The sequence below is a fragment of the Actinomadura chokoriensis genome, from assembly GCF_041463665.1.
Classification (GTDB): domain Bacteria; phylum Actinomycetota; class Actinomycetes; order Streptosporangiales; family Streptosporangiaceae; genus Spirillospora; species Spirillospora chokoriensis_A.
Genome location: NZ_JAXCEJ010000002.1, coordinates 372,267 through 398,606, shown reverse-complemented (window position 1 = coordinate 398,606; position 26,340 = coordinate 372,267). Strand labels below are relative to the sequence as shown.

Here is a 26,340-nt window from a genome sequence, read left to right as displayed (position 1 = left end):
GACCAGGTGCTGGGTCCCGTTGAGAGGAGCGCAGATGTTCATCATCGTGTTCATGGCCCTCGCGCTCGCCGGGCTGCTTGGGGGCCTTGCCTACCTGTGGGACTTCTCGCGCGCCAGCAGGCGCGACGCGCTGTTCCTGCCGGCGTCCGACGGTCGCGCGCGACGCGCACGCCGGGTGACCGGGATGTACGTGCGCGACTACGCGCGCCGGGACGAGGAACTGGTCGGACGCTGACAGGAAGTCCATGACCGAGCTGAGATCTCCGGTCAGCGTCCCCGGGGCCGGGGTCTCGCAAGGCCCCGGGCACGACGCTGACCGGAGCCGGCGCTGACCGGAGCCGGCGCTGACCGGAGTCGGCGGCGGAGCGGAGACGTGCGGGTCGTCCGGACGGGGGGACGGCCCGCACCCGCTCAGGTGAGGGTCCGGGAGCCGGGGGCCTCGTCCGGGACGCGGGCGAACGTGCCGGTGGAGCGATCGAGGACCTCGACGTCCGCGGACGAGAGGTCCAGGTAGAGGCCGACCAGTTCGATCTCGCCGGCCTCGACCCGCTCCCGGAGCCACGGGTAGGTGAGCAGGTTGTCGAGCTGCTGCATGACGTTGATCTTGCAGAGCCGGGTGAGGGGCGGCTCGTCCCAGGTGTCCGGGTCGGTGGACAGGAAGCGGGCGAGGCTGTGGTTCCCGTGCCGCAGCCAGCGCGACAGCCCGGTCAGGTGCTCGACCTCGGTGCCGCCGGCGAGCAGCGCGGCCATCGCGCCGCAGTTGGAGTGGCCGCAGATCGTGATCGTCCGGATGTCGAGCACGTTGACGGCGTACTCGACGGTGGCGGAGACGGAGTCGTCCGGCGTCCGGGAACCGTGCCGGGGGACGAGCGCCCCGACGTTGCGGTTGATGAACAGGTCGCCGGGGCCGCTCGCGGTGATGATGTTGGGGACGACGCGCGAGTCCACGCAGGTGATGAAAAGGTGCTGGGGCTTTTGCTCCATCGCCAGCTCGGCCATGATCGGCCGGACGAGGCGGGCCGTGCTGTCGTGGTACTCGCGGACGCCGTTCAGCAGCACCGCCGCCGGGGACGTCTCCGGCGCGTCGAGCTCGGCCTCGGAGCGGCGCCGTCGGTTCCCCCAGGGCGCCCACCAGCGGGCCGACGGGGTCGCCTTGCGCGGCTGAGTCATATCGCCTGTCACGGCTCTTTCATACCAAGCCTCGTGAACCTCGTCGATGTCGACCCTCCCCCCTTGGCGCTCGTGCGCGAGCCGCCACTGGTGGATCGCGTCGAACGCGGCGTGGTCCATGAAATCGACGTTGAGGTCCAGGTCGACGCTGGAACCGGCCGGGATGGCCTGCAGCGCCCGCGTCACCCGGGGGACGCCGAGGAACGTGAACGTCCCCTCGACGACCACATGCCGGCGGGGCGGGACGGGCCCGTCGTCCGGCAGGGGCGCGAGCTCCTCCGTCCGGACCGACAGCCGCGTCAGCCTGCGCAGCGCCATCACCGCCATGATCGCGACGCCCACCAGGACGCCCTCGCCGAGCCCCAGCAGGACGACGCCCGCGAGGGTGCCGAAGTAGGCGGGCGCCTCCCGGTGGTGCCGCAGGTCGCGGACGCGGGCGAGGTCGGCCAGCCGGGCGCCGAGCACGATCAGCAGCGCGGCGAGGGCCGACAGCGGGACCTGCTCGATGAGCGGCGCGCAGGCCAGCGCGAGGCCGAGCACCCAGACGCCGTGCAGGACGGGGGACAGCCGGGTGCGGCCGCCGGCGTCCACGTTGGCCGTGCTGCGGACGATCACGCCCGCCACCGGCAGCCCGCCGAGCAGGCCGGACGCGGTGTTCGCGGCGCCCTGCGCGCGCAGCTCCCGGTCGAGGTCGGCGGGCGGGGTCCCGGCCGGCCGCATGCGGTCGACCGCCACGCTGCACAGCAGGGACTCGACGGCGGCCACGAGCGCGATGGAGACGACCGCCCCGGCGATCCCGATCGGCGAGCCCTGCGGCAGGGCCGGGGCGCTCCAGCCGCCGAGCGGCGAGTCCGGCAGGTCGACGCGCGGCACCGCCAGGGCGAGGCCCCAGGCGGCGGCGGTGGCGAGGGCGACGGCGGGCAGCGGACCGGGGACCAGCCGCAGCCGCCCGCCGCGCGGCAGCTTGGCCCAGCAGAGCAGGACGAGCACGGTCAGCCCGCCGAGCAGCGCCGAAGGCAGGTCGGGGCGGGCGAGCTGGCCGGGCAGTTCCCGCAGGTTGGCGATCGCCGACTGCTGGGGGCTGCCGCCGAGGACGACGTGCACCTGCGCGAGCACGATGACGACGCCGACCCCGGCGAGCATCCCGTGCACGACGGCGGGGGAGACGGCGAGGGCGGCCCGCGCGACCCGCCCGGCGCCGAGGAGGAGCTGCACCAGCCCGCCGAGCATGGTGATCGTGCAGGTGGTGCGCCACCCGTAGGTCTGGACGAGTTCGGCCACGAGCACGGTGAGCCCGGCGGCGGGACCGCTGACCTGGAGCGGGGAGCCGCCGAGCGACCCGGCGACGATCCCGCCGGCGACCGCGGCGATCAGCCCGGCGGCGACCGGGGCGCCGGACGCGACCGCGATGCCGAGGGACAGCGGTACCGCGACGAGGAAGACGACGAACGAGGCGAGCAGATCTCGCCGCAAAATGGACACGTTGCGTGGCTTTGAAGTCACACACTGTATATAAGCACGATTCGCGCGGCTTCACGTGCGCACACGCGCGATGGAAGAGACGAGGGCCGCCGGATGACGTATCCGGCGGCCCTCGTGCGGTCGTGCTGTGCTCAGCGGCGGTAGTTCTCCCAGTCGTCGGCGGGCTGGCGGTTGCCGTACGGGTTGCCGTCGTTCTGCTGGCCGCCCTGGTACCCGCCCTGCTGCGGGGAGCCGCCGTAGTAGCCGGGGTCGTACGCCTGGGTGGAGTTCGGGTCGGCGTAGCCGCCCTGTGCGCCCGGGTCGTGCGGCGCCGCGAGCGGGTCGTTGCCGCCGTTGTAGCTGCTGCCGCTGAAGTCGCCGTAGACGCCGCCCGAACCGCCGTACGGCTCGCTGCCGCCACCGCCGCCGAGCGGGTCCTCGTAGCGCGTGGACTCGCCGTAGGCGGGCGCCGACGGGTAGCCGTCGCTCTGCGGGCCCTGCCCGTAGCCGGGCTGCCCGCCGAGGCCGGGGTCATAGCCCGAGCCGGCCCCGGGCCCCGGGTCGTACGCGCCGCCCTGCCCGCCGGACGGCCACGGGCCGGTGTTGCCCGTGCTCCCGGGGTTCGTGCTGCTGGGGTTCGTGCCCATCGAGGGCGGGTTAGTCCCGTAGGAGCCGGTGCCGAGCGGGTCGCCGAGCGGGTCGTTCAACGAGCCGCCGCCGTAGGGGCCGCCCGGGTCGGACGAGGTCGCCGGGCCCCCGGCGCGCTGCCGGTCGGACTGGATGCGCTGGAGCAGCTCGTCCACCGTCGGGAGCTTGTGGCCGTCGGTGTCGGTGCCTCCGCCGGAGCCGCCGTGCGCGGCCGGCGCCGGTGCCGCGGGCGCCGGGGGAGCGGGCGGAGCCGGCTCGTCGGGACGCCCGAGGGGCAGCCCGAGCGGGTCGGACACCCGCGGGTCGCCGCCGCGCGGGCCGCCGGTACCGGACGGGCCGAGCGGCATGTCGAATTCCGGCCGGGCGGGGGGCGGCCCGGCGGCCGGGCGCCCGCCCAGCGGGTCGGCGTTGTAGTCGCCGTAGGACGGCTCGCGGGAGCCGTACTGGGGCTGCTCGGGAACGCCGTACTGGTCCTGGCCGCCGTAGGACGGGTCGCCGGGGCCGTAGTCGGCGGCCCCGTACGCGGGCTGCGGCTCCTGCCCGCCGTACACCTGCTGGTCGGGCACGCCCGGACCGCCGTAGGGCGGCTGCGGGGCGCCGAGGTCGGTGGGGATCGGGTCGAGCGCCGTCGAGCCGGGGTCGTTGCCGAACGGCCCGCCCTGGAACCCGCCTGGGGCGGGCAGCTGTTGCGGGCCGGTGCCGCCGCCCTGCAAGCCGCCCTGCACGCCTCCGTGGCCGCCGAGCCCGTTGAGGACGGTGCCGTCGGCGCCCAGCGAGACCGGCTGGGTCAGCTGGGGCTGCTCGACCGGCGGCTGCTCGGGCGGCGGGGCCTGCCCGTGCATCGGGTCGCCGGCGAAGTCGGGCTCCGGGCGCTCGCCCTCGTGTCCGCGGTCGTGCTGCCAGGGGAACTTGGGCTTGTCGAAGGTGATCGTGGCCCAGTAGTCGTCGTCCTCCATCTCGTCGGAGGGCTGGCCGCTCGGGGCGGGGGGCGGCGGGGACGGCGCGGCGGTGGGCGCGGCGAGCGGCCCGCCGGCGACGCGGCGGTCGGGCACCGGATCGGGCGCGCGGTCGTAGCCGCCGTCGTAGCCCTCGTCGTACCCGTCGCCGTAGCCGGGGCCGTAGTCGTCCTGGCCGCCCATCTGCTCCTGCGGCGGGACTCCCCGGCGGCCGCGCGGCTGCTGCGGCTCGTCGTCCATCCAGTCGTCGTCGTCGCGACCCGCTCTGGAGGCCCGCATGCCCAAGGCCACGAGGACGACCACCAGGACCACGACCACAATGAGGCCGAAGACCACGATGTAAGAAGTCATGCCACCACCCAATGCCTTGGCCCAGCGAGAGTCGCCGGCGCGGACCGCGGGTCCGTCCCGATTGTCGCAAGCGTCCGGACCATCACGAGTTCCCGCCGCCGCGGCTCAACCCGATTCTGTCTGACCGCTATGACCGTTGTCACACCCTTCGCGCACATTTGCCCTCACACGGCGCATACCGATCGGCCGATCCGGCCGACCCGCACACCCCAGTCAGCTCCAGCCCCCGAGGGGTCCGCCCTGACCCTGTGCACTCAGGCTCCACGGTCAACGCGCCTGCTCGCCGCCGAAGTTCCCGATGATCCGCCCTCGGCCGACGGTGTGCTCGGCGATGGCGGGGAGCGAGTCCTTCAGTGCGGCGCCGTTCTGGAACGGTGCCGGATCGTCCAGCGCGTAGATGGTGAACCGGTACCGATGCCGTTCTCCCTTGGGCGGGCACGGTGGCGCGTAGCCCGCCTTCTTGCCTGTGGTCAACCCTTCGACGGTCCTGTCCAGCCGGGCGTCCTCGACGATCTCGTTCACCGTCCCGTCGATGCCGGCGATCACCCAGTGGACATAGGCGCCGTCGGCGGCGTCCGGGTCGTCCATGACGATCGCGAACGACTTGGTCCCGGCCGGCGCCGACCAACGGAGCGGCGGGGTCTTCCCCTGCCCGCCAGAGTACGTCGTGCAGCCGTAGCGCGGGGGCAAGTCGCCGCCATCGCGGAAGACCGGGCTGGTCACCGTGAACCATTCCGACAGCTCGGCGCTCTCGTTCTGCGGCTGCCCGATCAACCCGCAGCCGCTCAGGGCCGTGGTGAGGGCGAAGGCGAGGGCGCCCGCCGCTGCCAGCACCGGACGCCGGTCCGCGCTCGTCATCGACCGGTCTCTGCTCATCATCGATACGCTCCCGGGCGAGATCGTACGCCGCGCACCGCCGGTCCGGTCGTCATCCCGGTCCCGCTTCTCGGCCGCGCGCGTCCCGCCGCCGGCGCCCCCTTCCTCGTCCGCCCCACCATAGGGCTTTCCGGGGGTGCGCCGGGCGGTTCGTCGTGCCGTTCGCGCGGCCGTCCGCGGAGGGCCGGCGTGACCTGCGTCATGCGTACTTTGCTCCGCTCCACCCGATATTTTGCGAAGGAGTGGCGGGTTTCACACCCGAGTTAGCCCCTTCGTTTGCCCGTACGGGAAGTTCTCGCGTTCTTTCCTGGTTATCGATTGGTGTCAGACACGTTCCATCGGCTAGCTTGTGAATGTCTTCACAAGCCGACCGTGACATTGGAGGGCCGCAATGGCCAGGACCGCCGAGGAGACCTCTGGCGCTCCCCACATCCTCATCGTGGGTGGCGGCTATGTGGGCATGTACACCGCGCTGCGTCTGCAGAAGAAGCTCAAGCGTGAGCTCAGGCGCGGCGAGGTCAAGGTCACCATCGTGGACCCGAACTCGTACATGACGTACCAGCCGTTCCTGCCCGAGGCCGCCGCCGGGAACATCTCCCCGCGGCACGTCGTCGTCCCGCTCCGCCGCGTGCTGCCCAAGTGCACCGTGCGCAAGGCGCGGGTCACCGAGCTGAACCACGACGAGGGCTGGGCGATCCTCCAGCCGCTGTCCGGGCCGCCGGAGCGGATCTCCTATGACTACCTGGTCATGGCCGCCGGGGCGGTACCGCGGCTGCTGCCGATCCCCGGGCTCGCCGAGCACGGCATCAGCCTCAAGACCGTCGGCGAGGCCATCCACCTGCGCAACCACGTGCTGGAGCAGCTGGAGATCGCCGAGTCGACCGACGACGTCGAGCTGCGCCGCAAGGCGCTGACCTTCGTGTTCGTCGGCGGCGGGTTCGCCGGCGTCGAGGCGGTCGCCGAGCTCGAGGACATGACCCGCGACGCGACCAAGTACATGCGCAAGGTCACGCCGCAGGACCTGCGGTTCATGCTCGTCGAGGCCGCCGACCGCATCCTGCCCGAGGTCGGCCCCGACATGGGCAAGTGGACCGCCGAGCAGCTGCGCGGCCGCGGCATCGCCGTGAAGATGAACACCTACCTGGAGTCGGCCGTCGACGGGCAGATCGAGCTGTCGGACGGCAGCAGCTTCCCGGCCGGGACGCTCGTGTGGAACGCGGGCGTGAAGCCGTCGCCCGTCGTCCGGCACGGGGACCTGCCGCTGGACGAGCGGGGCCGCGTGAAGGGCACCGAGTACCTCACCATCGAGGGTCTGGTGCGGGCGTTCACCGCCGGCGACAACGCCGCCATCCCGGACCTGACCCAGGAGGGCATGTTCTGCCCGCCGAACGCCCAGCACGCCGCCCGGCAGGCCAAGGTCCTCGGCGACAACATCGTCCGGTCGCTGCGCGGCAAGACGCTCAAGCCGTACGTGCACGCCAACATCGGCGCCGTCGCCGGACTCGGCCTGCACAAGGGCGTCGCCCAGACCTACGGCTTCAAGGTGAAGGGCTGGCCCGCGTGGTTCATGCACCGCAGCTACCACGGCGCGAAGGTCCCGACCTTCAACCGCAAGCTGCGCGTCATCGCCGACTGGACGCTCGCGCTGTTCCTCAAGCGCGAGACCGTCTCGCTCGCGACCGTGGAGCAGCCGCGCGCCGACTTCCAGCTCGCCGCGCTCGACGACGCCAGGGTCAAGGCCGCGGCGAAGGAGACCGCGGCCTGACCCGGCACGCCCGCTCCTGACGGCGCCCCGGCGGTTCCCGCGACCGCCGGGGCGTCCCGCGTCCGCGGCGGGCGCGGGAGAATCGGCGGGTGCGGATCGGGATCCTTGGGCCGCTGGAGGTGGCGGCGGACGACGGCGGGCCCGTCGCCGTCGGCGGGCCCGCCTGCGGGCGCTGCTGACGCTGCTCGCGCTCGACCCCGGCGCGCTGCTCCCGGCCGAGCGGATCATCGACTCCCTGTGGGAGGACGGCGGGCCGGGCGGCGCGGCCAACGCGCTGCAGTCCCTCGTCCGCCGGCTGCGCGCCGCGATCGGCCCGGACATGATCGAGACGCGGCCCGGCGCGTACCGGCTCGCGCTGCCCGCCGGGGCCGTGGACGCCCACGATTTCGAGGCCCGGGTGCGGGAGGCGCGGCGCGCCGCCTCCCCGGCCGGACGGTCGGGCGGGCTCGGTGCGGCGCTCGCGCTGTGGCACGGCCCGGCGCTCGCCGACGCCGGCGGGCTGCGCTTCTCCGGCGCACCCGCCGCCCGCGACCTCTCCCTGCCCGATGTGACCGCCACAGAGTCCGCGACCCGCACGGCCCTGGGCGAAGAGGCCTTCACCACCGCCTACGACCGCGGCCGGACCAAGACCTTCCCCGACCTCCGCACAGACTTCGCCCTCCACTGACCCCGCGTCCCACGCGCACTTGGACGAGTCACAACTACCCCTCTCGGACCGGACCTCAACCGCCGGAGCACGGGCATGCCCGCCGACGCAGGCGACCGCAGCGACGCCACGCACGCCCGCACAGGCAAGACAGACCGAACGACGGCGCGAGGATCGCCTGCGTCGCTGACGGGGGTTCCAGGGGGTCGCCCCCCTGGAAGATCACGCCCGCTGTTTGAAAGCTCGGAGGGACAGGGGGGCGAAGACCAGGGAGATTCCCGCGCCCCAGGCGAGGGCTATCCAGGCGTGCTCGAAGACGGGGCCGCCGACCAGGAGTCCGCGCATCGCCTCGACGAGCTGCGTCACCGGGCTGTTGTCCATGACGAAGGCGACCGGGCCCGGGATTCCGTCGGTGTTCGGGATGAACGCGGTGCTGAGGAAGCTCAGCGGGAAGATCACCACGAAGCCGAAGATCTGTACCTTCTCCGGCTCGTTGACCTTCATCGCGATGTAGACCGACGTCCAGGAGAACAGGATCGCGAAGGCCAGCAGGAGGACGAACGCGCCGAGCACCGCGAACACGTTCGTGCCGATGCGGAAGCCGATGGCGAAGCCGACCAGCAGCAGGATCAGCATCGACCATGCCTGCTTGGTGGTGTCGGCGATGATCCGTCCGGCGAGCGGGGCGCTGCGCGCGATCGGCAGGCTCCGGAACCGGTCGAACACGCCCTTGGTGATGTCGGTGTTCAGCCCGAAACCGGTGCTCATCCCGGCGAACAGGGCGTTCTGCGCGATGATGCCGGGGATGACGACCGGCAGGTACGCCTCGACGCTGCCCTTCATGGCCGGTCCGAACACGTACGCGAACAGCAGCACGAACATGATGGGCTGGATGGACAGGTCCAGCAGCTCCATCGGGTTGTGCTTGATCTGGACGAGGTTGCGCCAGGCCAGGGTGATCGTGTTGCGCACGGCCGTGCCCGGGGCGACCCGCTTGGACAGGTTCTGCGGTGCGAGTGACGCGGTGGTCATGTCGACGCCCCTTCCTTGTCGACGGACTGGGCCAGTTCGTCGGCCTCGGCGTCGATGTCGTCGGTGTGGTGGCCGGTGAGGGCGAAGAACACCTCGTCCAGGCTGGACTTGCGGAGCGACAGCTCGCCGACCGCGACGCCGGCGTCGTCGAGGCGGCGGACCACCGCGGGCATGAGCTGCGGGTCGGTGATCGGCACGCTGATCAGGCCGTCGCGCACCTCGGGGAGGGCCGCGGCCAGCTCGCCGACGATCTTCGCCACGGTGCCGCCGTCGGTCTCCCTGACGGGGCGCACCTCCAGTACCTGCCCGCCGACCTGGGATTTGAGCGTGTCGGACGTGCCGTGCGCGATGACCTGGCCCCGGTCGATGACGATGATGTCGTCGGCCAGCTGGTCGGCCTCCTCCAGGTACTGCGTGGTGAGCAGGACGGTGACGCCGTCGTCGGTCAGGCCGCGGACGATGTCCCAGAGGCCGTTGCGGCTGCGCGGGTCGAGGCCCGTGGTCGGCTCGTCCAGGAAGAGGATCTGCGGATGCCCGACCAGGCTCGCCGCGAGGTCGAGGCGGCGGCGCATCCCGCCCGAGTACGTCTTCGCCGCGCGTTCGGCGGCGTCGGTGAGCTGGAACCGCTCCAGCAGTTCGGCGGCCCGCGCCTTGGACTGCCTGCGCGGGATGCCGAGCAGCCGCCCGATCAGGACGAGGTTCTCGGTGCCGGTCAGCATCTCGTCCACCCCGGCGTACTGGCCGGTCAGGCCGATGAGCTGCCGCACCTTGTGCGCGTCTTGCACCACGTCGAACCCGCCGACCAAAGCGGAGCCGGCGCTCGGCTCGATCAGCGTGGCGAGGATCCGGGTCATGGTCGTCTTGCCGGCGCCGTTCGGCCCCAGCACGCCGAGGACCGTTCCGGCTTCGGCGGTGAGCGAGACGCCGGCCAGCGCCCGGGTCTCACCGAACCGCTTCTCCAAGCCCTCGGCCTGGATCGCGTAGGCCATGTGATCTCCTAGGTTCGTCTGCCGGCCGTCTGTACCCCGCTACGGGGACCCGCCAAGATATGCGTTGTCCGGGATGGTGTGCATGCGGTTTTCCGCGCCCCCTGCCAAGCCCTGCCAGTGCGTAAGACGCTCTCTCAACATCGCACGTGCCACTGACAGAACGCTGTCGCCGCCGTGATCGTGCCGCCGGTCGCGAAGGTCCGCCCGCGGACAACACGCCTGGAGGGGGCCTCCGCCGTTCTAAACTCGCGGTGTGACGACGGTGCGGCGCGGTCACCAGGAGGACGGCGGGGAGCCGCACCCGCCGCGGCTGCGGCCGCCCCTGCACAGGGTCTCGCCCCGCGCGATCGCGCACTGGATGATCGAGTACCTGCTGTTGTGGGGGCTCGCGTCCGGGCTCTCCCTGGGCGTGGCCGCGTGGATCGGCGACTCTGACTGGGACGTCCTGCCCGGCTGGGTGTCCGGCCGTGTCGGCTGGCTGCCCTACATCATCGGCGCCGCCGGTCTGCTGATGGTCACCGTCGCCCCCATCTGGCGTTACCGTGTCCACCGCTGGGAGGTCAGCGCCGACGTCGTCTACACCAGGACGGGCTGGTTCAGCCGCGAATGGCTCCTCGTGCCCGTCGGCCGCATCCAGACCGTCGACAGCAAGCAGGGGTGGATCGAACGGATCCTGGGGCTCGCCACCATCGAGGTCAACACGGCCTCCCATACCGGCTCGTCCGAGGTGTCCGGGCTTCCCGTGGAGGTGGCGACCCGCCTGGCCAAGGATCTGGCGCACCGCGCCCACGACCTCCGTGACGACGCGACGTGAACGTCCGGCTGCATCCGCTCACGTTCATCGTCGGCGCTTTCCGCGAGCTCATCGCGCTCCTCGCCGCCGGGGCCACGGGCCTCCTCGTCGGCGGCATGTCGACGGCGTTCTACTTCACTCTCGTCGGTCTCATGTTCGGGTTGCTCTTCCACGCCGCCAACTGGGTGACGTTCACGTACGTCTTGCACGACGACCGCATAGAGCTGCGGCGTGCGCTCATAGGACGGTCGGTCAAGAGCATCCCGCGCGACCGCATTCGCGGTGTCGACATCAGCGCGTCCCTTCCGCACAGGCTGCTCGGCCTGGCGATCGTCCACATCGACGCGGGCGCGGACGGCGGCGAAGGCGAACTGAACGCGGTCTCCCGCAACGAGGCCGAACGGCTCCGCCGCGTCCTGCTGGCCCGGGACGCCCAATCGCCGCCCCGCCGCGTCCTCGCCCGCATGCACCGCCGCTGGTACGTGTACGCCCCGCTCAGCGGCGCCTACCTGCTGACCCCGTTCGCGGTGGCGGGCAGTGTGCTCGGCACCCTCTACAACCTCGGGGACGACCTGGGCCTTATCACCCAGGAGCGGGTGGAGAACTTCGGCCACGACGTGGTCGGCCTGTCCACCGCCCTCGTCCTGGCGCTGATCATCCTGGTGCTGATCGCCATGCCCGTCATGTCGGTGATCGCGTTCACGCTCTTCAACTGGGACTTCACCGTCCACGAGCGGGACGGCTCCGTCGTGGCCGAACGCGGCCTGGTCACCCGCCGCAGCGTCTCCCTCGAACGCCGCCGCCTGCGCGGCGTCGAACTCGCCGACAACCCGTTCGAACGCCTCGCCGGGGTGACCCGCCTCGGCGCCCTCATCACCGGCCTCGGGGACGCCGCCCACCGGGGCCGCCTCCTGCCTGCGGCGCCCCGCCCGGTCGCCGAGTCCCTGGCCGCCCGCGTTGTCGGCAACATCCCCGGCCCGCTGATCGCGCACCCGCCCGCGGCCCGGAGCCGGCGCATCGTCCGCGCCGTCGCGCCCCCGTCCGGCTTCGCCCTGCTCGCCGTCCTGGCCGGGCAGCCGTGGATCGCCGGACTGTGCGCCGTCCTCGCCGTCCTCGCCGTCCCGCTCGGCGTGGACCGCTACCGCCAGCTCGGCCACGCCACCGACGGCGAGCGCCTCACCGTCCGCTCGGGCTCGCTGCGCCGCCGCCAGGTCGTCGTCGAGCACAGCGCCGTCGTCGGGTGGCGCATCCGCCGCACCCTGTTCCAGCGCCGCCTCGGCCTCGCCACCCTCTTCGCCGCCGTCGGAGCGGGCGACGGAAGCTACTCCTCGGCCGACATGAGGGAAGCGGACGCGGTGGCCCTGGCCGCCGCCATCACCCCCGAGTGGGTGACGCCGTTCCTGGCCGTCCCGCCCGCCGACGGGCCGCCTACTCGGGGCGCCGCGCCCCGAACATGATCTCGTCCCAGGACGGGACGGACGCGCGCTTGCCCTTGGCCTTGCGGCGCCGCGCCGGCCGCTGAGCCGCCGGGCTCTCGCTGCTCGCGGCGGCCGCGGCGGGCGTGCCGGTGGCCGGCATGTCCTGGGCGGCCGGCATGGTGGGACGGCCGGCCGGCTTCTTCTTGGCCGGTGTCCGCGCGGGCTGCCGTGGCGCCGGGGGCTTCCTCGCCGGCGCGGGCTTGGCCGCCTCGGGAGCCTCTGCCTCCGCCGGCTCGGACGCGCCGAGCGACCGCCCTTCGGCCTCGTCGCCTACGCCGTCGGCGGATTCGCCCGCCGCACGGACGGTCTCCGCCTCGGCCGGCGCGTCCTCTTCGGGTTCGTCGCGCGGCTCGGCTCGCTCGGCTTCTCGCTGCTCGGGTGCCTGGGGGGCCTGCCCGGCGTTCGTCTCCTGGCGCGGGTCGTCGACTTCGGCGGCCGCGCTCGCGCTCTGCCGCACTTCGGGCGTTTCGTCGGCATGCGTGGCTTCGGCCGCCTCGCGCGGTGGGTCCTGAAGGTCGGTCGCGTCGGATTCGCTCTGGTCGGGCGCGCTCTCGTCGGACAGGCCCGGGTCGGATTCCTGGTCGGCTTCGCTTTGGCCAGAATCGGTCTGCACGGTCTGCACGGTCTCGCGCGGTTCGCTGGACTCGCGCTCGTCGCGCGGGCGAGTGGTGCCCGGCGCCTGCGGCCCGTCGACCGTGGTGGACGCGCTCCGCGCAGTTTCGCGGGGCTCGCGGAGTTCGCCGGGTTCGCTGTCGAGCGCGTGTTCGTCGTCGGCGGGACGGGCGGCAGCGACCGTCTGCGGTGCGTCGTGCAGGGCGGCGGCGGATTCGCTCTCTGCGCGCGGCTCGTCCAGGTCGAGTTCGTCGCGCTGGTCGGACGTCACGGGCTCGAAGTCCGTGGTGTCGCGTTCGGCGGGCGGCCGGGACGCCTCGTACGCGGGGGAGACCTCCGGTGCGGCGAGGTCGTCCTCGTCGTACGGGCGGGTGGCGGCGGGCGCCTGCGGCGGGTGCTCGCGGCGCCGGGGCGGCTCGCCGGGGCGCGCGGCGGCCTCGCGCAGCGGCGTGGCCTCTGACGTCTCGCGGAGCGCGCGACGCGGTTCGACCATGCGGCCGCGCTCGACGAGGTACTCGCGGGGCTCGGCGGAGCGCAGGGGCGCGGAGGGGCCGGGCTGCTCGGGTTCGGCGGGAAGGCCGCGCACGTCGCGGTCGCCGCCGACGACCTTCATCGCGGGACGGCGCGGGACGAGCGGGGTGACGGTGTCGGAGAGCGCGTCGTCGTCCCATTCGACGGACGTGAGGCGCGCGGCGACCTCGTCCAGTGGGGAGACATGGCGGCGGCGCGGGTCGAAGGTCCACTCCGCGGCGTGCGGGCGGCCGCCCTCGAAGAAGGACAGGCGGACGCGCCAGGTGTTGTCCTCGCACTTCCAGGAGTCCCACTCGGCCTCTTCGAGGTCGACGCCGCCGCGGCCGAGGCGCTCCTCGACGGTCTCGCCGAGCGGCGGGCCCGGGGTGGACTCGCCGGGCCGGCGGACGGTGACGCGCTGGGCCTGCTGGGCCATGTACTCGCGTTCCTGCAGGACCGGTCCCTCGAACCAGCGGACGCGCTCGACCGGGATGCCCGCCGACTCGGCGATCTCCTCAGCGGTCTCACCGGACCGGATGCGGGCCTGGATCTCCTTGGGACGCAAGGGACTCTCCACTTCGATCTCGAACTGGCCGAGGCGGGAGAAGTGCCCACGGACCGCGGCGCGGAGCCGGTCGTCGACGGGCAGGGTGAACCGGGTGCCTCGGCCCGCGGTTGCCAGGACGAGGTACGTACCGTCCTCGCTGACCGCGACGAGGCGCAGCTCCTGCATGCGTGTCCTTCCTGCCCTGTCTTGATGGCACGGAGGGCGCCGGACCGCGCGACCGTGCTCTCACGGTCGGCCGCCCGCTGCCCACCGAGGGCGCATGCGTGCCCTTTCCCCCGGGTTCCCGAGTCTCTCTTTCGGACACACCTGCTGCCAGCACCGTACCCGGCATGTCCGAACATCGCCGCTCTCGAAGCCCTCTTCACGAGGTCGAAGAGGGCACCTCACCTAGCTTGCCGGTGACGTGGGCGGCGAGGGGGCTCCATGCCTGATTCTTGTGCATCCTTTTCCACACTCTGCCTGACGGGCGGGTCGGGTTCCAGTGGCCGGCGTTGCGAGTGTCACGTCCTGGGCAGGAACACCCGGATCTTCCGGTTAGTTTCGTTCGGGAGATTTGTTGATGATGGACGGGAGTGAACGGGATCATGCCGCGCACGCTGCCGGATCTCAGTACGACGCAGCTGATCGCGAGTGCGGCGGCGACGGCTGTCGCCGCCTTCGGGGCGTCCTACCTGGGCGTTTACGGGACGATCATCGGCGCGGCGCTGATGAGCGTGATCTCGACGGCCGGGGCCGCGGTGGGCAAGCACTACCTCGACCAGGGCCGGGACCAGATCAGGGAACTGACGCACCTGCAGGCGGCCGGGCGGCGGCGGGCGGCGGCCGAGGGGGCCGCGGAGGAGGCGACGAGCGCCGACCCGACCCGGACCGCGGTGTGGTCCGGGGATCCGAACGCGACGCGGGTCGACCCGCCGTTCGGCGGTGACCCGAACGCCACCCGGCTCGATCCGCTCGGCGACCCGCACGCCACGCGCCTGGATCCGCGGGAGGCGGTCGCCGGCTCGCTCGCCGGCGCGGCGGGTGAGGACGCGGTGCGCGAGGTCGTCCGCCGGACGGCGTGGAAGAGCACGGTCGAGTGGGCCAAGGCGCACTGGGCGAAGCTCGCGGTCGCGTCGGCGGCGGTGTTCGCCGTTGTGATCGCCGGGATCACGGCGATCGAGGCGTCCACCGGCCAGCCCATCGGCAGGAGCGACCGGGGGCTGACGGTCACCAACGTGCTGGGCGGGGGCGGCGGGGACACCGACGGCCCCCCGTCGCAGAGCCCGTCCGACCGTCCGACCGAGCCCGGCGGAAGCCCGAGCCAGGAGCCGACGGACGAGGCGCCTTCGACGGAGACGAGCACGTCGGCGCCCCAGCCGACGACGGAGGCGCCGACCGAGCAGCCCACGCAGGAGCCGCCCACGACGTCCGTGCCGACGGCTCCGAACACGTCCGCGCCGACCGAGGCCCCGCAGGACGGCGGCCAGGGCGCGGACGTCCCGCAGACCCCCGCCGGTTAGCCCCCGGAGATCCGCTCAGTCGAAAAGACCTGTTCAGTCGCCGAAGACCTGCGTCGTGTACGGGTTGGCGAAGCGGCGGTCAGGGTCCAGTTCGTCGCGCAGGGCGCGGAAGTCACCGAACCGCGGATAGACCTTCTCCAGGTAGGACGCGTCGCGGGTGTGGAGCTTGCCCCAGTGGGGACGGCCGCCGAGCGCGGTCATCAGTTCCTCGACGCCCCGGAAGTAGTTCTCGTGCGCGTCGCGATGGTAGACGTGCACGGCGATGAACGCGCTCGGCCTCCCGTGGGCCATCGAGAGCCAGGCGTCCTCCTGCGGCAGTAGCCGGACCTCGATGGGGAAGCTGATCCGCCAGCCCCGCCTGTCGAAGAGGGAGCGGAGTTCACGCAGCGCTGGGACGAGTTCCTCGCGCGGGATCGCGTACTCCTGTTCCTTGAAGCGGACCGTCCGGGGGCTGGTGAAGATTTTGTAGGACGTGTCGCTGTAGGTCCGCGCCCCGAGCGCCCTGGCGGAGATGCCGTTCACGAAGGGCGTCGTGGCCGGCGCCGCGTGCGTGAGCCTGTTGACGGCGCCGAAAACAGTGTTCGACAGGAATTGGTCGTCCAGCCAGTACCGGAACTTGGACACCGGTTGAGCGGGGCCCTCGACGCGGTTGTTGCGCTTGGTCAGGCAGCCGTCGGTGTGCGGGAACCAGTAGAACTCGAAGTGCTCATTGGCGGCGTCGAACTCGTCCACGCGCGCGAGCACCTCGTCCCACTTCATGGGCTCCTCCTGCGCGCGGAGCAGGAATGAGGGGACGGTCCGCCAGGTGATGGCCGTGACGATGCCGAGGGCGCCGACACCCGCGCGTGCGGCGTCGAACAGGTCGGGGCGCTCCTCGCGCGAGCAGGAAACGGTGCTGCCGTCGGCGAGGACGAGTTCGAGCGCGGCGACCTGGGAGACGAGCCCGGCGGAGTCACGGCCGGTGCCGTGCGTGGCGGTCTGCAGGGCACCGGCGACGGTCTGCTCCTGGATGTCGCCCATGTTCGCCAGCGCGAGACCGTGCTCGTCCAGCACGCGGTTCAGCACGTGCAGGGGGAGCCCCGCCTCGACGGTGACGAGCCCGGTGGCGGTGTCCACTGAGCGGACCGCGTTGAGCGCCGTGGGGCGCAGCAGGAGACCCTCGGCGACGGCGGCGCCGGTGAAGGAATGTCCTGTGCCGGTCATGCGGACGGTGAGGCCGTCGTCGGCGGCCGACCGCACCGCAGCGGCCACCTCGTCGGTGGTGCGCGGCGTCGCGACGCGCCGCGGTGTGGCCTGCTGGTTTCCTGCCCAGTTCTGCCACTTTCGGGGGTTCTCCGGGGACATGGGGTGACTCTACTGGGCAAACGATTATGAGGAAAGTTCATGTTTTTCCCTGGGTAAGGACCGGGGAAGATCGTGGAACCGGCGATAACGTACGATCCGGTAACCACGGCTGGGTAACCGTCCGTAGCGAGACTCGTTGGGAAATGTTGTGGCTTCTCCATCAGCATCACGCACCGGCCCCGTCGCGGGAGCGTCCGGCGATGGTGAGGCGCCCGCCGCCCGCCCGCCGAGACCCAGGCCGGAGAAGAAGCGGCGCGACCCGCACCGGGGTCCGCGGACGCGGCGCGGCGGCCGGGCGCTGCCGTTCCTCATCGGAGGCATCGCGGTCCTCGCCGTCGCCAACGCCTCCGGCGGCGTGTACGCGGCGCTGACCACGCAGAAGCCGGAACACGCCGCGTCCGACACCGCCGCGGAGCCGCCGCCGAGCACCGGGGGCGCGGGGGCCGGGGACCCGGTCAACGTGGCCACCGGCGGCCAGGTCGCGCCGCTGCGCCGGGTCGTGCCGCCGGACGTGCTCGCGGTCGGCGGCGGCTCGATCTCCGTCGCCGAGATCAAGCGGATCGCGAAGCTGAGCCGGGTCAAGGACGTGGCGGCGGTCGCGGGCGGCGCCGTCCAGCTCCAGGGCCGCCAGGTGAACGCGCTCGCCGTGGACCCGTCCGCGTTCCGGTCCTGGACGCCGCCCGAGACGGCCAAGAGGACCGAGCTGTGGGAGGCGCTGGCCGCGAACCAGTTCGTCGTGTCGCCGGCCGCCGCCGAGCAGTTGCAGCTCACGAGGGGCTACCAGTACCCGGTGGTCGGGCGGACGATGCCGAACCTGACGTTGGGCGGCTCCGGCGCCCTCGGCCTGCCCGGCATCGACATGCTCGTCAGCGAGAAGTCCGGCGGCGAGATGGGGCTCGTGCCGAACGTGGCGGTCCTGGTCAACGCGCCCGGGGTGAGCCCGGCCAAGGTCGTCAAGGCCGTCGGGAAGGTGCTCGGGCCCGGCACGAGCGTGGTCAACCTGCACGAGAGGAAGTACCAGTCGTCCGGCGGCGGCCGTTCGACCAGCTACCTGGACCTGTACAAGAAGGCCGCCACCACCTGTCCGGGCCTGTCCTGGACGGTCCTCGCCGCGATCGGCCAGGTGGAGAGCGACCACGGCCGCAACGCGGGCCAGTCCAGCGCCGGTGCGCTCGGCCCGATGCAGTTCATGCCCGCGACGTGGAAGGCGTACGGGGTGGACGGCGACGGCGACGGCAAGGCCGACATCACGAACCCCTTCGACGCCATCCCGGGCGCGGCCAAGTACCTGTGTGCGAACGGCGCCGGACGCGGCGGCAAGCAGCTCTACAACGCCGTCTGGCACTACAACCACGCCGACTGGTACGTCCAGAAGGTCCTCAGCCTCGCGAAGGCGTACGCCGCCCGGTACGAGTGACCCCAGGCCGGACCTCCGGTCCGGGCTGGTTGGATGGAGGCATGACGGCGTACGACGCGTTGCTACTGCTGTCCTTCGGGGGACCAGAGGGGCCCGAGGACGTGATCCCGTTCCTGGAGAACGTGACCCGGGGCCGCAACATCCCAAGGGAACGCCTGGAAGAGGTGGGGGAGCACTACTACCTGTTCGGCGGGGTCAGCCCGATCAACCAGCTCTGCCGGGATCTCAAGTCCGCGATCGAAACCGACTTCGCGGCCCACGGCATGGATCTCCCGGTCTACTGGGGCAACCGGAACTGGACTCCCTACCTCGCCGACACCGTCCGGCAGATGAAGGCCGACGGGATCCGGCGCGCCGCCGCGTTCGTGACGTCCGCCTACAGCGGCTTCTCCACGAACGACCAGTACCTCAACGACATCGCGCGCGCGCGTGAAGAGGTCCCGGACGGCCCCGAGATCGACAAGCTCCCCGTCTACTGCGACCGGCCCGGCTTCATCGAACCGTTCGTGGACGCGACCAAGGACGCGCTGGGCCGCCTCCCAGAAGGCGCACGCCTGGTCTTTACCGCGCACAGCGTCCCCCTGTCCCAGCCCAACCGCGAGCTGTACGTCGCCGAACTGGAGCAGGCCGCGCGGACGGTCGCGAACAGTGCGGCCCCCGGGGCGCCATGGGACCTCGTTTATCAGAGCCGGAGCGGCCCTCCGACCCAGCCCTGGCTGGAGCCGCAGATCACCGACCATCTGGGGAAGTTGCACGGCGAGGGCGTCCGAGCCGTCGCGGTCGTGCCGATCGGGTTCGTCTCCGACCACATGGAGGTCAAGTACGACCTCGACGTGGAGGCGGCCGACCAGGCCGCCGAACTGGGACTCGCGTTCGCGCGCGCCGCCACGCCGGGCACCGACCCGCGCTTCGCGGCCCTGCCCCGCCACCTTCTGGGAGAGACCGAATGAGCCTGGCCGAGGATCTGCTGGAGCTCGCCGCCGAGACCGCGCGCGAGGCCGGCCGGATGCTGGTCGACAAGCGTCCCGCGGACGGCCCGGACGTCGTGCAGACCAAGTCGTCTCCGACCGACGTCGTCACCCAGATGGACCGCGCCGCCGAGCAGCTGATCATCGAGCGGATCCGGGCGGCGCGCCCCGACGACGCCTTCCTCGGCGAGGAGGGCGGCACCCGCGCCGGGGGCAGCGGCGTCCGGTGGGTGGTCGACCCCATCGACGGCACCGTGAACTACCTCTATGACCTGCCCGACTGGGCGGTCAGCATCGCCGCCGAGGTGGACGGCCGGGCCGTCGCCGGCGCGGTGGAGATGCCGCGCCGCGGCGAGTCGTACACGGCGGTGCGCGGCGGCGGCGCCCTCCTGCACACCGCGTCCGGCACGCGCGAACTCCGGGTGAACGCGGAGGTGCCGCTCGGAAGGGCCCTCGTCGCCACGGGGTTCGGCTACGACGCGGGACGCCGCGCGCGGCAGGCGCAGGTCCTCACCGGCGTGCTGCCGAACGTCCGCGACATCCGCCGCGGCGGCTCCTGCTGCGTGGACCTGTGCTCCCTCGCCGCCGGACGGGTCGACGCGTACTACGAGCGCGGGGTCCAGGCGTGGGACGTCGCCGCCGGGGCGCTGATCGTCCAGGAGGCGGGCGGACGCGTCGAGGGGCTGCACGGGGCGCCCGCGAGCCCGGAGCTGACCATCGCGGCGGGCGCGGGGACGTTCGAGGCCCTGCACGCCCTTCTGGCCCCGCTGGACCCCACTCGCGGCTGAGCCCGGGACGGCAGGCCGTCCCGGGCTCTCATGCGAGATCGTGCGCTGGAATGCGGGTCAGTCGCAGCGGGGTGGTTCGACGCCGATGTCGTTGTTCGCCGCGATCCGGCGCAGTTCGCTGATCTCCTCCTGACGGATGTCCGCCAGGTAGGTGTCTCCCTCTGCGTGGGCGACGCGCAGCGACGCGTACGCGTCATCGAGTCGCTGCTGGATCATGCGTGACAGCTCGCCCATGGGCCTCCTCCCGGATCGTTTCCATGCCTTACCCAGACCTAAGCTGAAAGCAAACCTGTTCGCGGATGCAATTTTCGCGGATTCTTGCGTCCATGACGTCACGCCCCGGCGTACGTCCAGATGAACGCCCGTTTACGGGCGTCTTACGGGGCCCATGGCATATCTGGAGGCCCGGGGGCCGGTCGTGCCCCGACCAGGAGGGGGAACCCTGTGCGTGTTCTAGTCGTCGAGGACGAGCGGGTGCTCGCCGACGCGATCGCCACCGGCCTGCGCAGGGAGACGCTGGCCGTGGACGTGGCCTACGACGGCGCGGGCGCGCTGGAGCGGGCCGGCGTCAACGAGTACGACGTGATCGTGCTCGACCGGGACCTGCCGAAGGTCCACGGCGACGACGTCTGCAAGCAGCTCGTCGCGCAGCGTTACCCGGCGCGGATCATCATGCTGACGGCGGCCGGTGAGCTCGGCGAACGCGTCGAGGGCCTGTCCATCGGCGCGGACGACTACCTGGCCAAGCCGTTCGCGTTCGCCGAGCTGATCGCCCGGGTGCGGGCCCTCGGCCGCCGCGCCGCCGCGCCGCTGCCGCCCGTCCTGGAGCGCGCCGGGATCACCCTCGACCCGGCCCGCCGCGAGGTCGCCCGGGACGGCCGCCCGGTCGAGCTGACCCGCAAGGAGTTCGCGGTCCTGGAGGTGCTGCTCAGCGCGGACGGCGCCGTCGTCAGCTCCGAGCACCTGCTGGAGAAGGCGTGGGACGAGCACATCGACCCGTTCACCAACGTCGTCCGGGTCACGATGATGACGCTCCGCAAGAAGCTCGGTGACCCGCCGGTGATCGAGACCGTGCCCGGCGTGGGGTACCGGCTGTGAGCGCACCCGCGCCCGGTCCCGGGGAGTCCGGCATGCCGGCGGGGTCCGGGGCCGGCGAGGCCGCTCCGGACGCCGCGCAGGAGACCGGCGCACGGGCGGCCCAGCCCGCCCCCGGCCCCGGCGGCGACGGGGGCGCCCGGCGCGGCGGACGGTGGCGGCGTCCCGGCCCGCAGCAGGTGCCGCAGCCGCCCCCGGCCGCGAAGGGCATGTGGCGCGCGGACGTCGGCGCCTCGCCGTCGGCGGTGCCGGCCCGGATGAGCGTCCGGCTGCGCCTCACCCTGCTGTACGGGCTGCTGTTCTTCATGGCCGGTGCGCTGCTGCTGTTCGTGATGTCGTTCCTGATGGCCAACATCCTCGGCAACGTGAACGTGATCGGGTTCGGCATCTCCCCCGAAGAGTCCGCCGAACTGCAGCGCCAGTTCGTCGAGCAGACGATGAAGCAGCTGGTCGGGCGGTCGCTGCTCGCGCTCGGCGGGGTGGGGATCATCACGCTGGTGCTGGGCTGGTTCGTCGCCGACCGGGCGCTCAGCCCGCTGCAGCGGGTCACCACGACCGCGCGCCGGCTGTCGGAGAGCACGCTGCACGAGCGCATAGCGCTGGAGGGCCCGGACGACGAGATCAAGGAGCTGGCCGACACCTTCGACGCGATGCTGGAGCGGCTCGGCCACGCGTTCGACTCGCAGCGCCGGTTCGTCGCCAACGCCTCGCACGAGCTGCGCACCCCGCTCGCGATCAACCGGACGCTGCTGGAGGTGGCGCTCGGCGACCCCGAGGTGTCGGACGACCTGCGCACCGTCGGCAGGACGCTGCTGGCCACCAACGCCCGGCACGAGCGGCTCATCGAGGGCCTGCTGCTGCTCGCCCGCAGCGAGCGGGAGCTGACCGACCGCATTCCGGTCGACATGGCCGAGGTGGCGGCGACGGTGCTGGAGCAGTCGGCCCGCCGCGAGCACGACAACGACGTGGCCGTCCACCCGGAGCTGACGCAGGGGACGGCGCTCGGCGACCCGGTGCTGCTGGAGCACCTGGTGTCGAACCTCGTCGAGAACGCGGTCAAGCACAACGAGGAGGAGGGCGGCGAGCTGTGGCTGCGCACCGGCATGCTCGACGGCTACGCCACCGTCCAGGTCGAGAACACCGGGCCGGTCGTGCCCGCGTATGAGGTGGAGCGGCTGTTCGAGCCGTTCCGGCGGCTGAACGCCGACCGCGTCGAGTCGTCCAAGGGCGCGGGCCTCGGCCTGTCGATCGTCCGCTCGGTGGTGCTGGCGCACCGCGGCGCCGTCTACGCCGCGCCCCGTCCCGGCGGCGGGCTGATCGTCACCGTCCGGCTCCCGCCGGGCTGACGGACCCCCGGAACGCGGAACGCCCTGACCGGCCATGGAGACCGGTCAGGGCGTTCTGTCCGCTACGGATCACTCGCCCGCGGGTCAGGCCTTCGACACGGTCCCGTACGCGCCGGCGGTCGTGTCGCTCTGGTTCTGCCGCCACTCCCACCGCATGGAAGTACCGGACGAGGACGGGATGAAAGTGACGTACCCGGCGGCGCACTCCTTCGGGTCCATCCCCGCCATCGGGGTCTCCCGGTACTCCACCTTGTCCTCTTCGGAGGACAGCAGCGACAGCCGCGTGTAGCACTTGTCCTGCGCGCCGGACGGGTAGGTGTACGTCGCCACGCCGGTCGTGTAGATGAGGGAGAACTTGACCTCGAAGTCGGTGTGCCCGGCGCCCGCGTCCGGCTGCTTCCCGTCGCCGGTGAAGTTCCCGACGAGGCCGCCCGTCGCGCGCGGCGTCGGGATGTCGGTCGGCTGCGTGTAGGTCTGCGTCGTCGGCAGCGGGTACGGATCCGGATCCGGGTCGTCGCTGTTGGCGGCGATGATCACCACCACCACGACCACCAGGATCACGATCAGCGCCAGCGCGCCGCAGCCGATCGCGATGATCGGCCCGGCCGAGCTGGACTGCCTCGGCGGCGGCCCGAAACCCGGCCCCGGCGGCATCGCCTGCTGCATCCGCTGCTGCGGTGGCGGCGGGGGCGGCGGGGACCCCTGGTACATCGGCATGGGCGGCGGCGTGATCGGCTGCGGCGGAGGCGTCGACGGCCCCGCCATCGCGCCCTGGTGCATGGGCATGGGCGGCGGGGTGATCTGCGGCTGCGGCCGGTGCTGCGGCGCCGGCGGGACGGGGGGCGGCGGCGGAAGCTGCGAGGCGATGCGGGTGCCCTGGTTGAGCAGCTCCTCCTGCCCGGCCGCCTGCCCGGCGGGCGCGGCGCCGACGGCCCCGAGCAGGTTCAGCAGCAGTTGCGGGGCGGGCGGGCGCAGGCCCGCGTCCTTGGACAGGCAGCGCCCGATGAGGTCGCGCAGCGGGCCTGCGGGCAGCGCCGACAGGTCCGGCTCCTCGTTGAGGATCCGGTTGATGATGACGGGCAGCGTGTCGGCCTCGAACGGGGACTGCCCGGTGGCGGCGAACACCATGGTCGCGCCCCAGGCGAAGATGTCGACGGCCGGGGTGAGCGGCGCGCCGGTCAGCTGCTCGGGGGCGAGGTAGCCGGGCGTGCCGACGACCATGCCGGTCGCGGTGACCGCGCTCTCCTGCGAGTTCACCGTCCGGGCGATGCCGAAGTCGACGACGCGCGGGCCGTCGGAGGCCAGCATCACGTTGTTCGGCTTGAAGTCGCGGTGCACGATCCCGGCCTCGTGGATCGCCGCGAGCGCGGTCGCCGTGCCGATCGCGAGCCGCTCCAGCTCGTTGGCGCTCCGCGGCCCGTCGTGCGCGACGACGTCGTGCAGGGACGGCCCGTCGATGAACTCGCTGACGACGTACGGCTGGTCGCCCTGGACGTCGGCCTCCAGCACCCGCGCAGTGCAGAAGGGCTCGACCTTCTGCGCCGCGGCCACCTCGCGGGTGAACCGGGCACGCGCGGCCGGATCGTTGGCCATCTGCGCGTGCAGCAGCTTGACCGCGACGTACACGCCTCCGGGCGCCCTGCCCAGGAAGACGGCGCCCTGACCTCCGGCGCCCAGCCGTCCTATGACCTCGTACTGCCCGAGTGCCCTAGGATCGCCTGGCTCCAGCGGAGCGGCATCCGGCATCTGACCCTCCATTGACCCGCAGTGATGTCCGCGACATTGTGCGCCGGACCCACCGCGGGCCCCGTCCCGCCGACCGAACCGGGTCGCCGGGTGAACCGAACCTCCGCAGGGGGCCCGCCCCCAACCTCAGGCGGGCACGATATCGCGTTAGTTCAGACGTTTCACTGATCAGTCTGGTTCGCCGGCTCGGGCGGCCGGGTGAGGCCGTCCCGCCGTGCCTCCCGCCACACGTCCCGCCGCGCCGGGCCGGGCCGGTCGGCGCGCGCAAGGCCGCCGGGACCGATATGATCCCGCCGCCGCGGGAACTCCGGCAGGTGTCCCGGCCCCGGAACCCGGGCCGCCGGCACCCGCCGGGTATGTGACGGAAGACACAGTAAGAGGAAAGATCCGGGTGACCGCTGTCACTCGTGGGAACGGTCGCGCCTTGTGTGTCGCAGGTCACCAACCGTGACAGAATTTCCCGCCCGGATCGGGCACAAGAACGGTCCCCTGAGCGTTAGATCCGCGCGACGGGGCGCATAAAGCACTGAGGGGGATGGAGATAGAAGATGGCGACCGACTACGACAGCCCACGCAAGACCGACGACGATCTCAGCGAGGACAGCCTCCAGGAGCTCCAGGCCCGGCGGGCCGACAAGGCCGCCAGCATCATCGACGAGGACCTGGACGCCGGCGAGGTCGCCGAGCTGCCCGGCGCCGACCTGTCGAACGAGGAGCTCACCTTCCGGGTGGTTCCACGGCAGGCCGACGAGTTCACCTGCACCCGCTGCTTCCTGGTGCACCACCGCAGCCAGCTGGCCGGAGAGAAGAACGGCCAGCCGATCTGCCGTGAGTGCGCCGCCTGACCGGGAGTGGCCGCAGGGTGTCGGGAGAGATCGAGAAGCGTCATGACGAGGTGGAGCCGACGCGCGGCGGCGGCTCCACGGAGCTCGGTGAGCTGATCGGACGGCTCACCGCCGACGAGGACATGGACCGCGAGACCCGCGGCCGCCTGCTCCGGCGACTGGCCAGGCTGCTCGGCCAGAGCGCCCGCAAGGTGGGCGCCGCGGGGATCGGGCGCGGCAGGTGGCTCGCCGACCTGCTCGTCGAGGTCGCGCCGCACATTCCGATCCGCGACCTGGAGACGTTGCAGGCCCACCACCACGGGTTGATGGGCGAGGCGCTCGCCGACCGGCTCGTCAAGGTGGCCGGCAACGGCACCACCGCCGTCGGCGCGGCCGGCGGCGCGCTGGCCGCCGTGCAGTTCACCGCCCCGCCGCTGCTGCTGTCGGCGCCCGCCCAGCTCGCCGCCGAGACGCTCGTCGTCGCGGCCGTCGAGGTCAAGCTGATCGCCGAACTGCACGAGGTGTACGGCGTCCGCGTCCACGGCAGCGGCACCACCCGCGGTGCCGCGTTCGTCACGTCCTGGGCCCGGCAGCGCGGCATCAACCCCCTGGAGAGCGGGTCGCTCACCAGCGCCCTCGGCACGGCCGCCAAGGCCGCGCTGCGCAAGCGGATGCTGCGCACCTTCGGCCGGAGCATGAGCACCATGGGCCCGTTCCTCACCGGCGCCGCCGCGGGCGCCGCCCTCAACCGCGCCGCGACCAGGGCCCTGGCGACGAAGGTGCGCAACGACCTGCGCGAGGCCGCCGGGGCCACGCCCCCGTTCCCGGGCGACCACGAGCGCCGCCTCGGGCCCTAACCGAAGCCGAGTTCGGACGCCACCTGGTCGCGGCCGGCGAGCCACATGCCGAGCGCCTCGCGGGTGCCGGTGACCTCGCGGCCGCGTCCGACCGGGCGGTGGCCGTCGGTCGGGACGAGGCGGTGCCGGAGCACGCGCCGGTTGAGCCACAGGCTGAGCTGCAGCCCCTCGCGGAAGATCGCCGTGGCGACCGGGTCCGGGACCTCGCGGGTGCGGCCGAGCCCCCGCAGGACGTCCTGGTGGTGGACGCCGAGGTCGCCGAGCAGGAACCCCGCGCCGGACCGGGACGAGGCGGACGGCTCGGCGGCCCAGTGCCGGGCCCAGTCCATCAGCCGGTCGCGGGAGATCTGCCTGGCCCGTTCGGCGGCGGCCTCGTTGGCCCGGTTCACGTGCCATCCGTGTGCGAGGTAGGTCGCGAGGGGGTAATCGAGGCCGATCAGGTGGCCGAGGACGTCCCGCGGCGCCCACTGCGAGCACAGGGTCGGGCCGGCGTCGAACTCGTCGTCGGTCAGGTCGTCGAGGGTCTCGACGAGCCGGCGGCGCTCGGCCCTCAGCTCGTCCTCGAACGGGAAGCGCATCGTGGTCGGTCCCTTCGGTAACC

At 72.6% G+C, this 26,340-nt stretch carries 23 protein-coding genes and 1 pseudogene; 14 read left to right on the top strand and 10 right to left on the bottom strand.

Going from position 1 to position 26,340, the window contains the following annotated elements:
- Nucleotides 1-34 precede the first annotated feature (34 nt).
- On the top strand, nucleotides 35-235 hold the full coding sequence (locus SM418_RS05270; RefSeq protein ID WP_371939421.1) for a hypothetical protein: 201 nt from the start codon (nucleotides 35-37) through the stop codon (nucleotides 233-235).
- 176 nt (nucleotides 236-411) lie between these two features.
- Here SM418_RS05270 and SM418_RS05265 read toward each other — a convergent pair whose 3' ends face one another.
- The 3 genes from SM418_RS05265 to SM418_RS05255 form a co-directional block, all read right to left on the bottom strand.
- A complete protein-coding gene (locus SM418_RS05265; protein ID WP_371939670.1) occupies nucleotides 412-2,652 on the bottom strand; it encodes a SulP family inorganic anion transporter in 2,241 nt (746 codons plus the stop codon).
- Nucleotides 2,653-2,783: 131 nt separating this feature from the next.
- Entirely contained in the window at nucleotides 2,784-4,586 is a 1,803-nt protein-coding gene (locus SM418_RS05260; RefSeq protein WP_371939420.1) for a hypothetical protein, read from the bottom strand.
- A gap of 267 nt (nucleotides 4,587-4,853) precedes the next feature.
- Nucleotides 4,854-5,465 carry a YbhB/YbcL family Raf kinase inhibitor-like protein gene (locus tag SM418_RS05255; RefSeq protein WP_371939419.1) on the bottom strand — a complete coding sequence of 204 codons (612 nt, stop codon included), beginning with the start codon at nucleotides 5,463-5,465 and terminating at the stop codon, nucleotides 4,854-4,856.
- Nucleotides 5,466-5,853: 388 nt separating this feature from the next.
- Between SM418_RS05255 and SM418_RS05250 the strand changes: the two genes are divergently transcribed.
- The 3 genes and pseudogenes from SM418_RS05250 (at nucleotide 5,854) to SM418_RS05240 (ending at nucleotide 7,894) form a co-directional block, all read left to right on the top strand.
- The gene (locus SM418_RS05250) at nucleotides 5,854-7,227 is read left to right on the top strand and encodes an NAD(P)/FAD-dependent oxidoreductase (protein ID WP_371939418.1); all 1,374 of its coding nucleotides are present in this window, start codon (nucleotides 5,854-5,856) and stop codon (nucleotides 7,225-7,227) included.
- A gap of 163 nt (nucleotides 7,228-7,390) precedes the next feature.
- Nucleotides 7,391-7,507 (top strand): annotated as a pseudogene (locus tag SM418_RS05245) (hypothetical protein); the annotation flags it as partial.
- Between the two features lie 39 nt (nucleotides 7,508-7,546).
- A complete protein-coding gene (locus SM418_RS05240; RefSeq protein ID WP_371939416.1) occupies nucleotides 7,547-7,894 on the top strand; it encodes a BTAD domain-containing putative transcriptional regulator in 348 nt (115 codons plus the stop codon).
- Between the two features lie 201 nt (nucleotides 7,895-8,095).
- Here the strand turns inward: SM418_RS05240 and SM418_RS05235 are convergent, their stop codons facing one another.
- Together SM418_RS05235 and SM418_RS05230 are read right to left on the bottom strand one after the other, a co-directional pair.
- The gene (locus tag SM418_RS05235) at nucleotides 8,096-8,905 is read right to left on the bottom strand and encodes an ABC transporter permease (RefSeq protein ID WP_371939414.1); all 810 of its coding nucleotides are present in this window, start codon (nucleotides 8,903-8,905) and stop codon (nucleotides 8,096-8,098) included.
- The gene (locus SM418_RS05230; RefSeq protein ID WP_371939413.1) at nucleotides 8,902-9,894 is read right to left on the bottom strand and encodes an ATP-binding cassette domain-containing protein; all 993 of its coding nucleotides are present in this window, start codon (nucleotides 9,892-9,894) and stop codon (nucleotides 8,902-8,904) included. The genes SM418_RS05235 and SM418_RS05230 overlap by 4 nt, the downstream gene beginning before the upstream one ends.
- 253 nt (nucleotides 9,895-10,147) lie before the next feature.
- On the opposite strand from SM418_RS05230, the gene SM418_RS05225 reads away from it, so the two are divergent.
- Complete coding sequence (locus SM418_RS05225; RefSeq protein ID WP_371939412.1) at nucleotides 10,148-10,708, top strand: PH domain-containing protein; 561 nt, start codon at nucleotides 10,148-10,150, stop codon at nucleotides 10,706-10,708.
- A complete protein-coding gene (locus SM418_RS05220; protein WP_371939411.1) occupies nucleotides 10,705-12,144 on the top strand; it encodes a PH domain-containing protein in 1,440 nt (479 codons plus the stop codon). The genes SM418_RS05225 and SM418_RS05220 overlap by 4 nt, the downstream gene beginning before the upstream one ends.
- Here SM418_RS05220 and sepH read toward each other — a convergent pair.
- The gene (sepH, locus tag SM418_RS05215) at nucleotides 12,116-14,020 is read right to left on the bottom strand and encodes a septation protein SepH (protein WP_371939410.1); all 1,905 of its coding nucleotides are present in this window, start codon (nucleotides 14,018-14,020) and stop codon (nucleotides 12,116-12,118) included. The two genes, SM418_RS05220 and sepH, sit on opposite strands and share 29 nt — an antisense overlap.
- A 407-nt stretch (nucleotides 14,021-14,427) precedes the next feature.
- Between sepH and SM418_RS05210 the strand changes: the two genes are divergently transcribed.
- Nucleotides 14,428-15,354: a hypothetical protein gene (locus SM418_RS05210; RefSeq protein ID WP_371939409.1), complete on the top strand. Its 927-nt coding sequence runs from the start codon at nucleotides 14,428-14,430 to the stop codon at nucleotides 15,352-15,354.
- 33 nt (nucleotides 15,355-15,387) lie between these two features.
- Here SM418_RS05210 and SM418_RS05205 read toward each other — a convergent pair whose 3' ends face one another.
- Nucleotides 15,388-16,698 (bottom strand): D-arabinono-1,4-lactone oxidase, encoded by a 1,311-nt coding sequence (locus SM418_RS05205; RefSeq protein ID WP_371939408.1) that lies wholly within the window; start codon nucleotides 16,696-16,698, stop codon nucleotides 15,388-15,390.
- 148 nt (nucleotides 16,699-16,846) lie between these two features.
- Here SM418_RS05205 and SM418_RS05200 point away from each other — a divergent pair, with 148 nt between their 5' ends.
- Genes SM418_RS05200 through SM418_RS05190 form a run of 3 tightly spaced genes read left to right on the top strand, consistent with a single transcriptional unit; the run spans nucleotide 16,847 to nucleotide 19,871 of the window.
- A complete protein-coding gene (locus tag SM418_RS05200) occupies nucleotides 16,847-18,115 on the top strand; it encodes a lytic transglycosylase domain-containing protein (RefSeq protein ID WP_371939407.1) in 1,269 nt (422 codons plus the stop codon).
- Between the two features lie 41 nt (nucleotides 18,116-18,156).
- On the top strand, nucleotides 18,157-19,065 hold the full coding sequence (locus tag SM418_RS05195; RefSeq protein WP_371939406.1) for a ferrochelatase: 909 nt from the start codon (nucleotides 18,157-18,159) through the stop codon (nucleotides 19,063-19,065).
- Complete coding sequence (locus SM418_RS05190) at nucleotides 19,062-19,871, top strand: inositol monophosphatase family protein (RefSeq protein ID WP_371939405.1); 810 nt, start codon at nucleotides 19,062-19,064, stop codon at nucleotides 19,869-19,871. Before SM418_RS05195 ends, SM418_RS05190 begins: the two co-directional genes overlap by 4 nt.
- A gap of 57 nt (nucleotides 19,872-19,928) precedes the next feature.
- Here the strand turns inward: SM418_RS05190 and SM418_RS05185 are convergent, their stop codons facing one another.
- Nucleotides 19,929-20,105, bottom strand: coding sequence for a hypothetical protein (locus SM418_RS05185; protein WP_371939404.1), 177 nt, complete (start codon nucleotides 20,103-20,105; stop codon nucleotides 19,929-19,931).
- Between the two features lie 210 nt (nucleotides 20,106-20,315).
- Between SM418_RS05185 and SM418_RS05180 the strand changes: the two genes are divergently transcribed.
- Nucleotides 20,316-20,969, top strand: coding sequence for a response regulator transcription factor (locus SM418_RS05180; protein ID WP_371939403.1), 654 nt, complete (start codon nucleotides 20,316-20,318; stop codon nucleotides 20,967-20,969).
- A gap of 32 nt (nucleotides 20,970-21,001) precedes the next feature.
- Nucleotides 21,002-22,312 carry a sensor histidine kinase gene (locus SM418_RS05175; RefSeq protein ID WP_371939402.1) on the top strand — a complete coding sequence of 437 codons (1,311 nt, stop codon included), beginning with the start codon at nucleotides 21,002-21,004 and terminating at the stop codon, nucleotides 22,310-22,312.
- A gap of 84 nt (nucleotides 22,313-22,396) precedes the next feature.
- Here the strand turns inward: SM418_RS05175 and SM418_RS05170 are convergent, their stop codons facing one another.
- Nucleotides 22,397-24,058 carry a serine/threonine-protein kinase gene (locus SM418_RS05170; RefSeq protein ID WP_371939400.1) on the bottom strand — a complete coding sequence of 554 codons (1,662 nt, stop codon included), beginning with the start codon at nucleotides 24,056-24,058 and terminating at the stop codon, nucleotides 22,397-22,399.
- Nucleotides 24,059-24,606: 548 nt separating this feature from the next.
- Here SM418_RS05170 and SM418_RS05165 point away from each other — a divergent pair.
- Together SM418_RS05165 and SM418_RS05160 are read left to right on the top strand one after the other, a co-directional pair.
- Nucleotides 24,607-24,903 (top strand): DUF4193 domain-containing protein, encoded by a 297-nt coding sequence (locus SM418_RS05165; protein WP_067488409.1) that lies wholly within the window; start codon nucleotides 24,607-24,609, stop codon nucleotides 24,901-24,903.
- 17 nt (nucleotides 24,904-24,920) lie between these two features.
- A complete protein-coding gene (locus tag SM418_RS05160) occupies nucleotides 24,921-25,739 on the top strand; it encodes a hypothetical protein (protein WP_371939399.1) in 819 nt (272 codons plus the stop codon).
- On the opposite strand, the gene SM418_RS05155 is transcribed toward SM418_RS05160, so the two are convergent.
- Nucleotides 25,736-26,317 carry a maleylpyruvate isomerase family mycothiol-dependent enzyme gene (locus SM418_RS05155; RefSeq protein ID WP_371939398.1) on the bottom strand — a complete coding sequence of 194 codons (582 nt, stop codon included), beginning with the start codon at nucleotides 26,315-26,317 and terminating at the stop codon, nucleotides 25,736-25,738. The two genes, SM418_RS05160 and SM418_RS05155, sit on opposite strands and share 4 nt — an antisense overlap.
- Nucleotides 26,318-26,340: the final 23 nt, after the last annotated feature.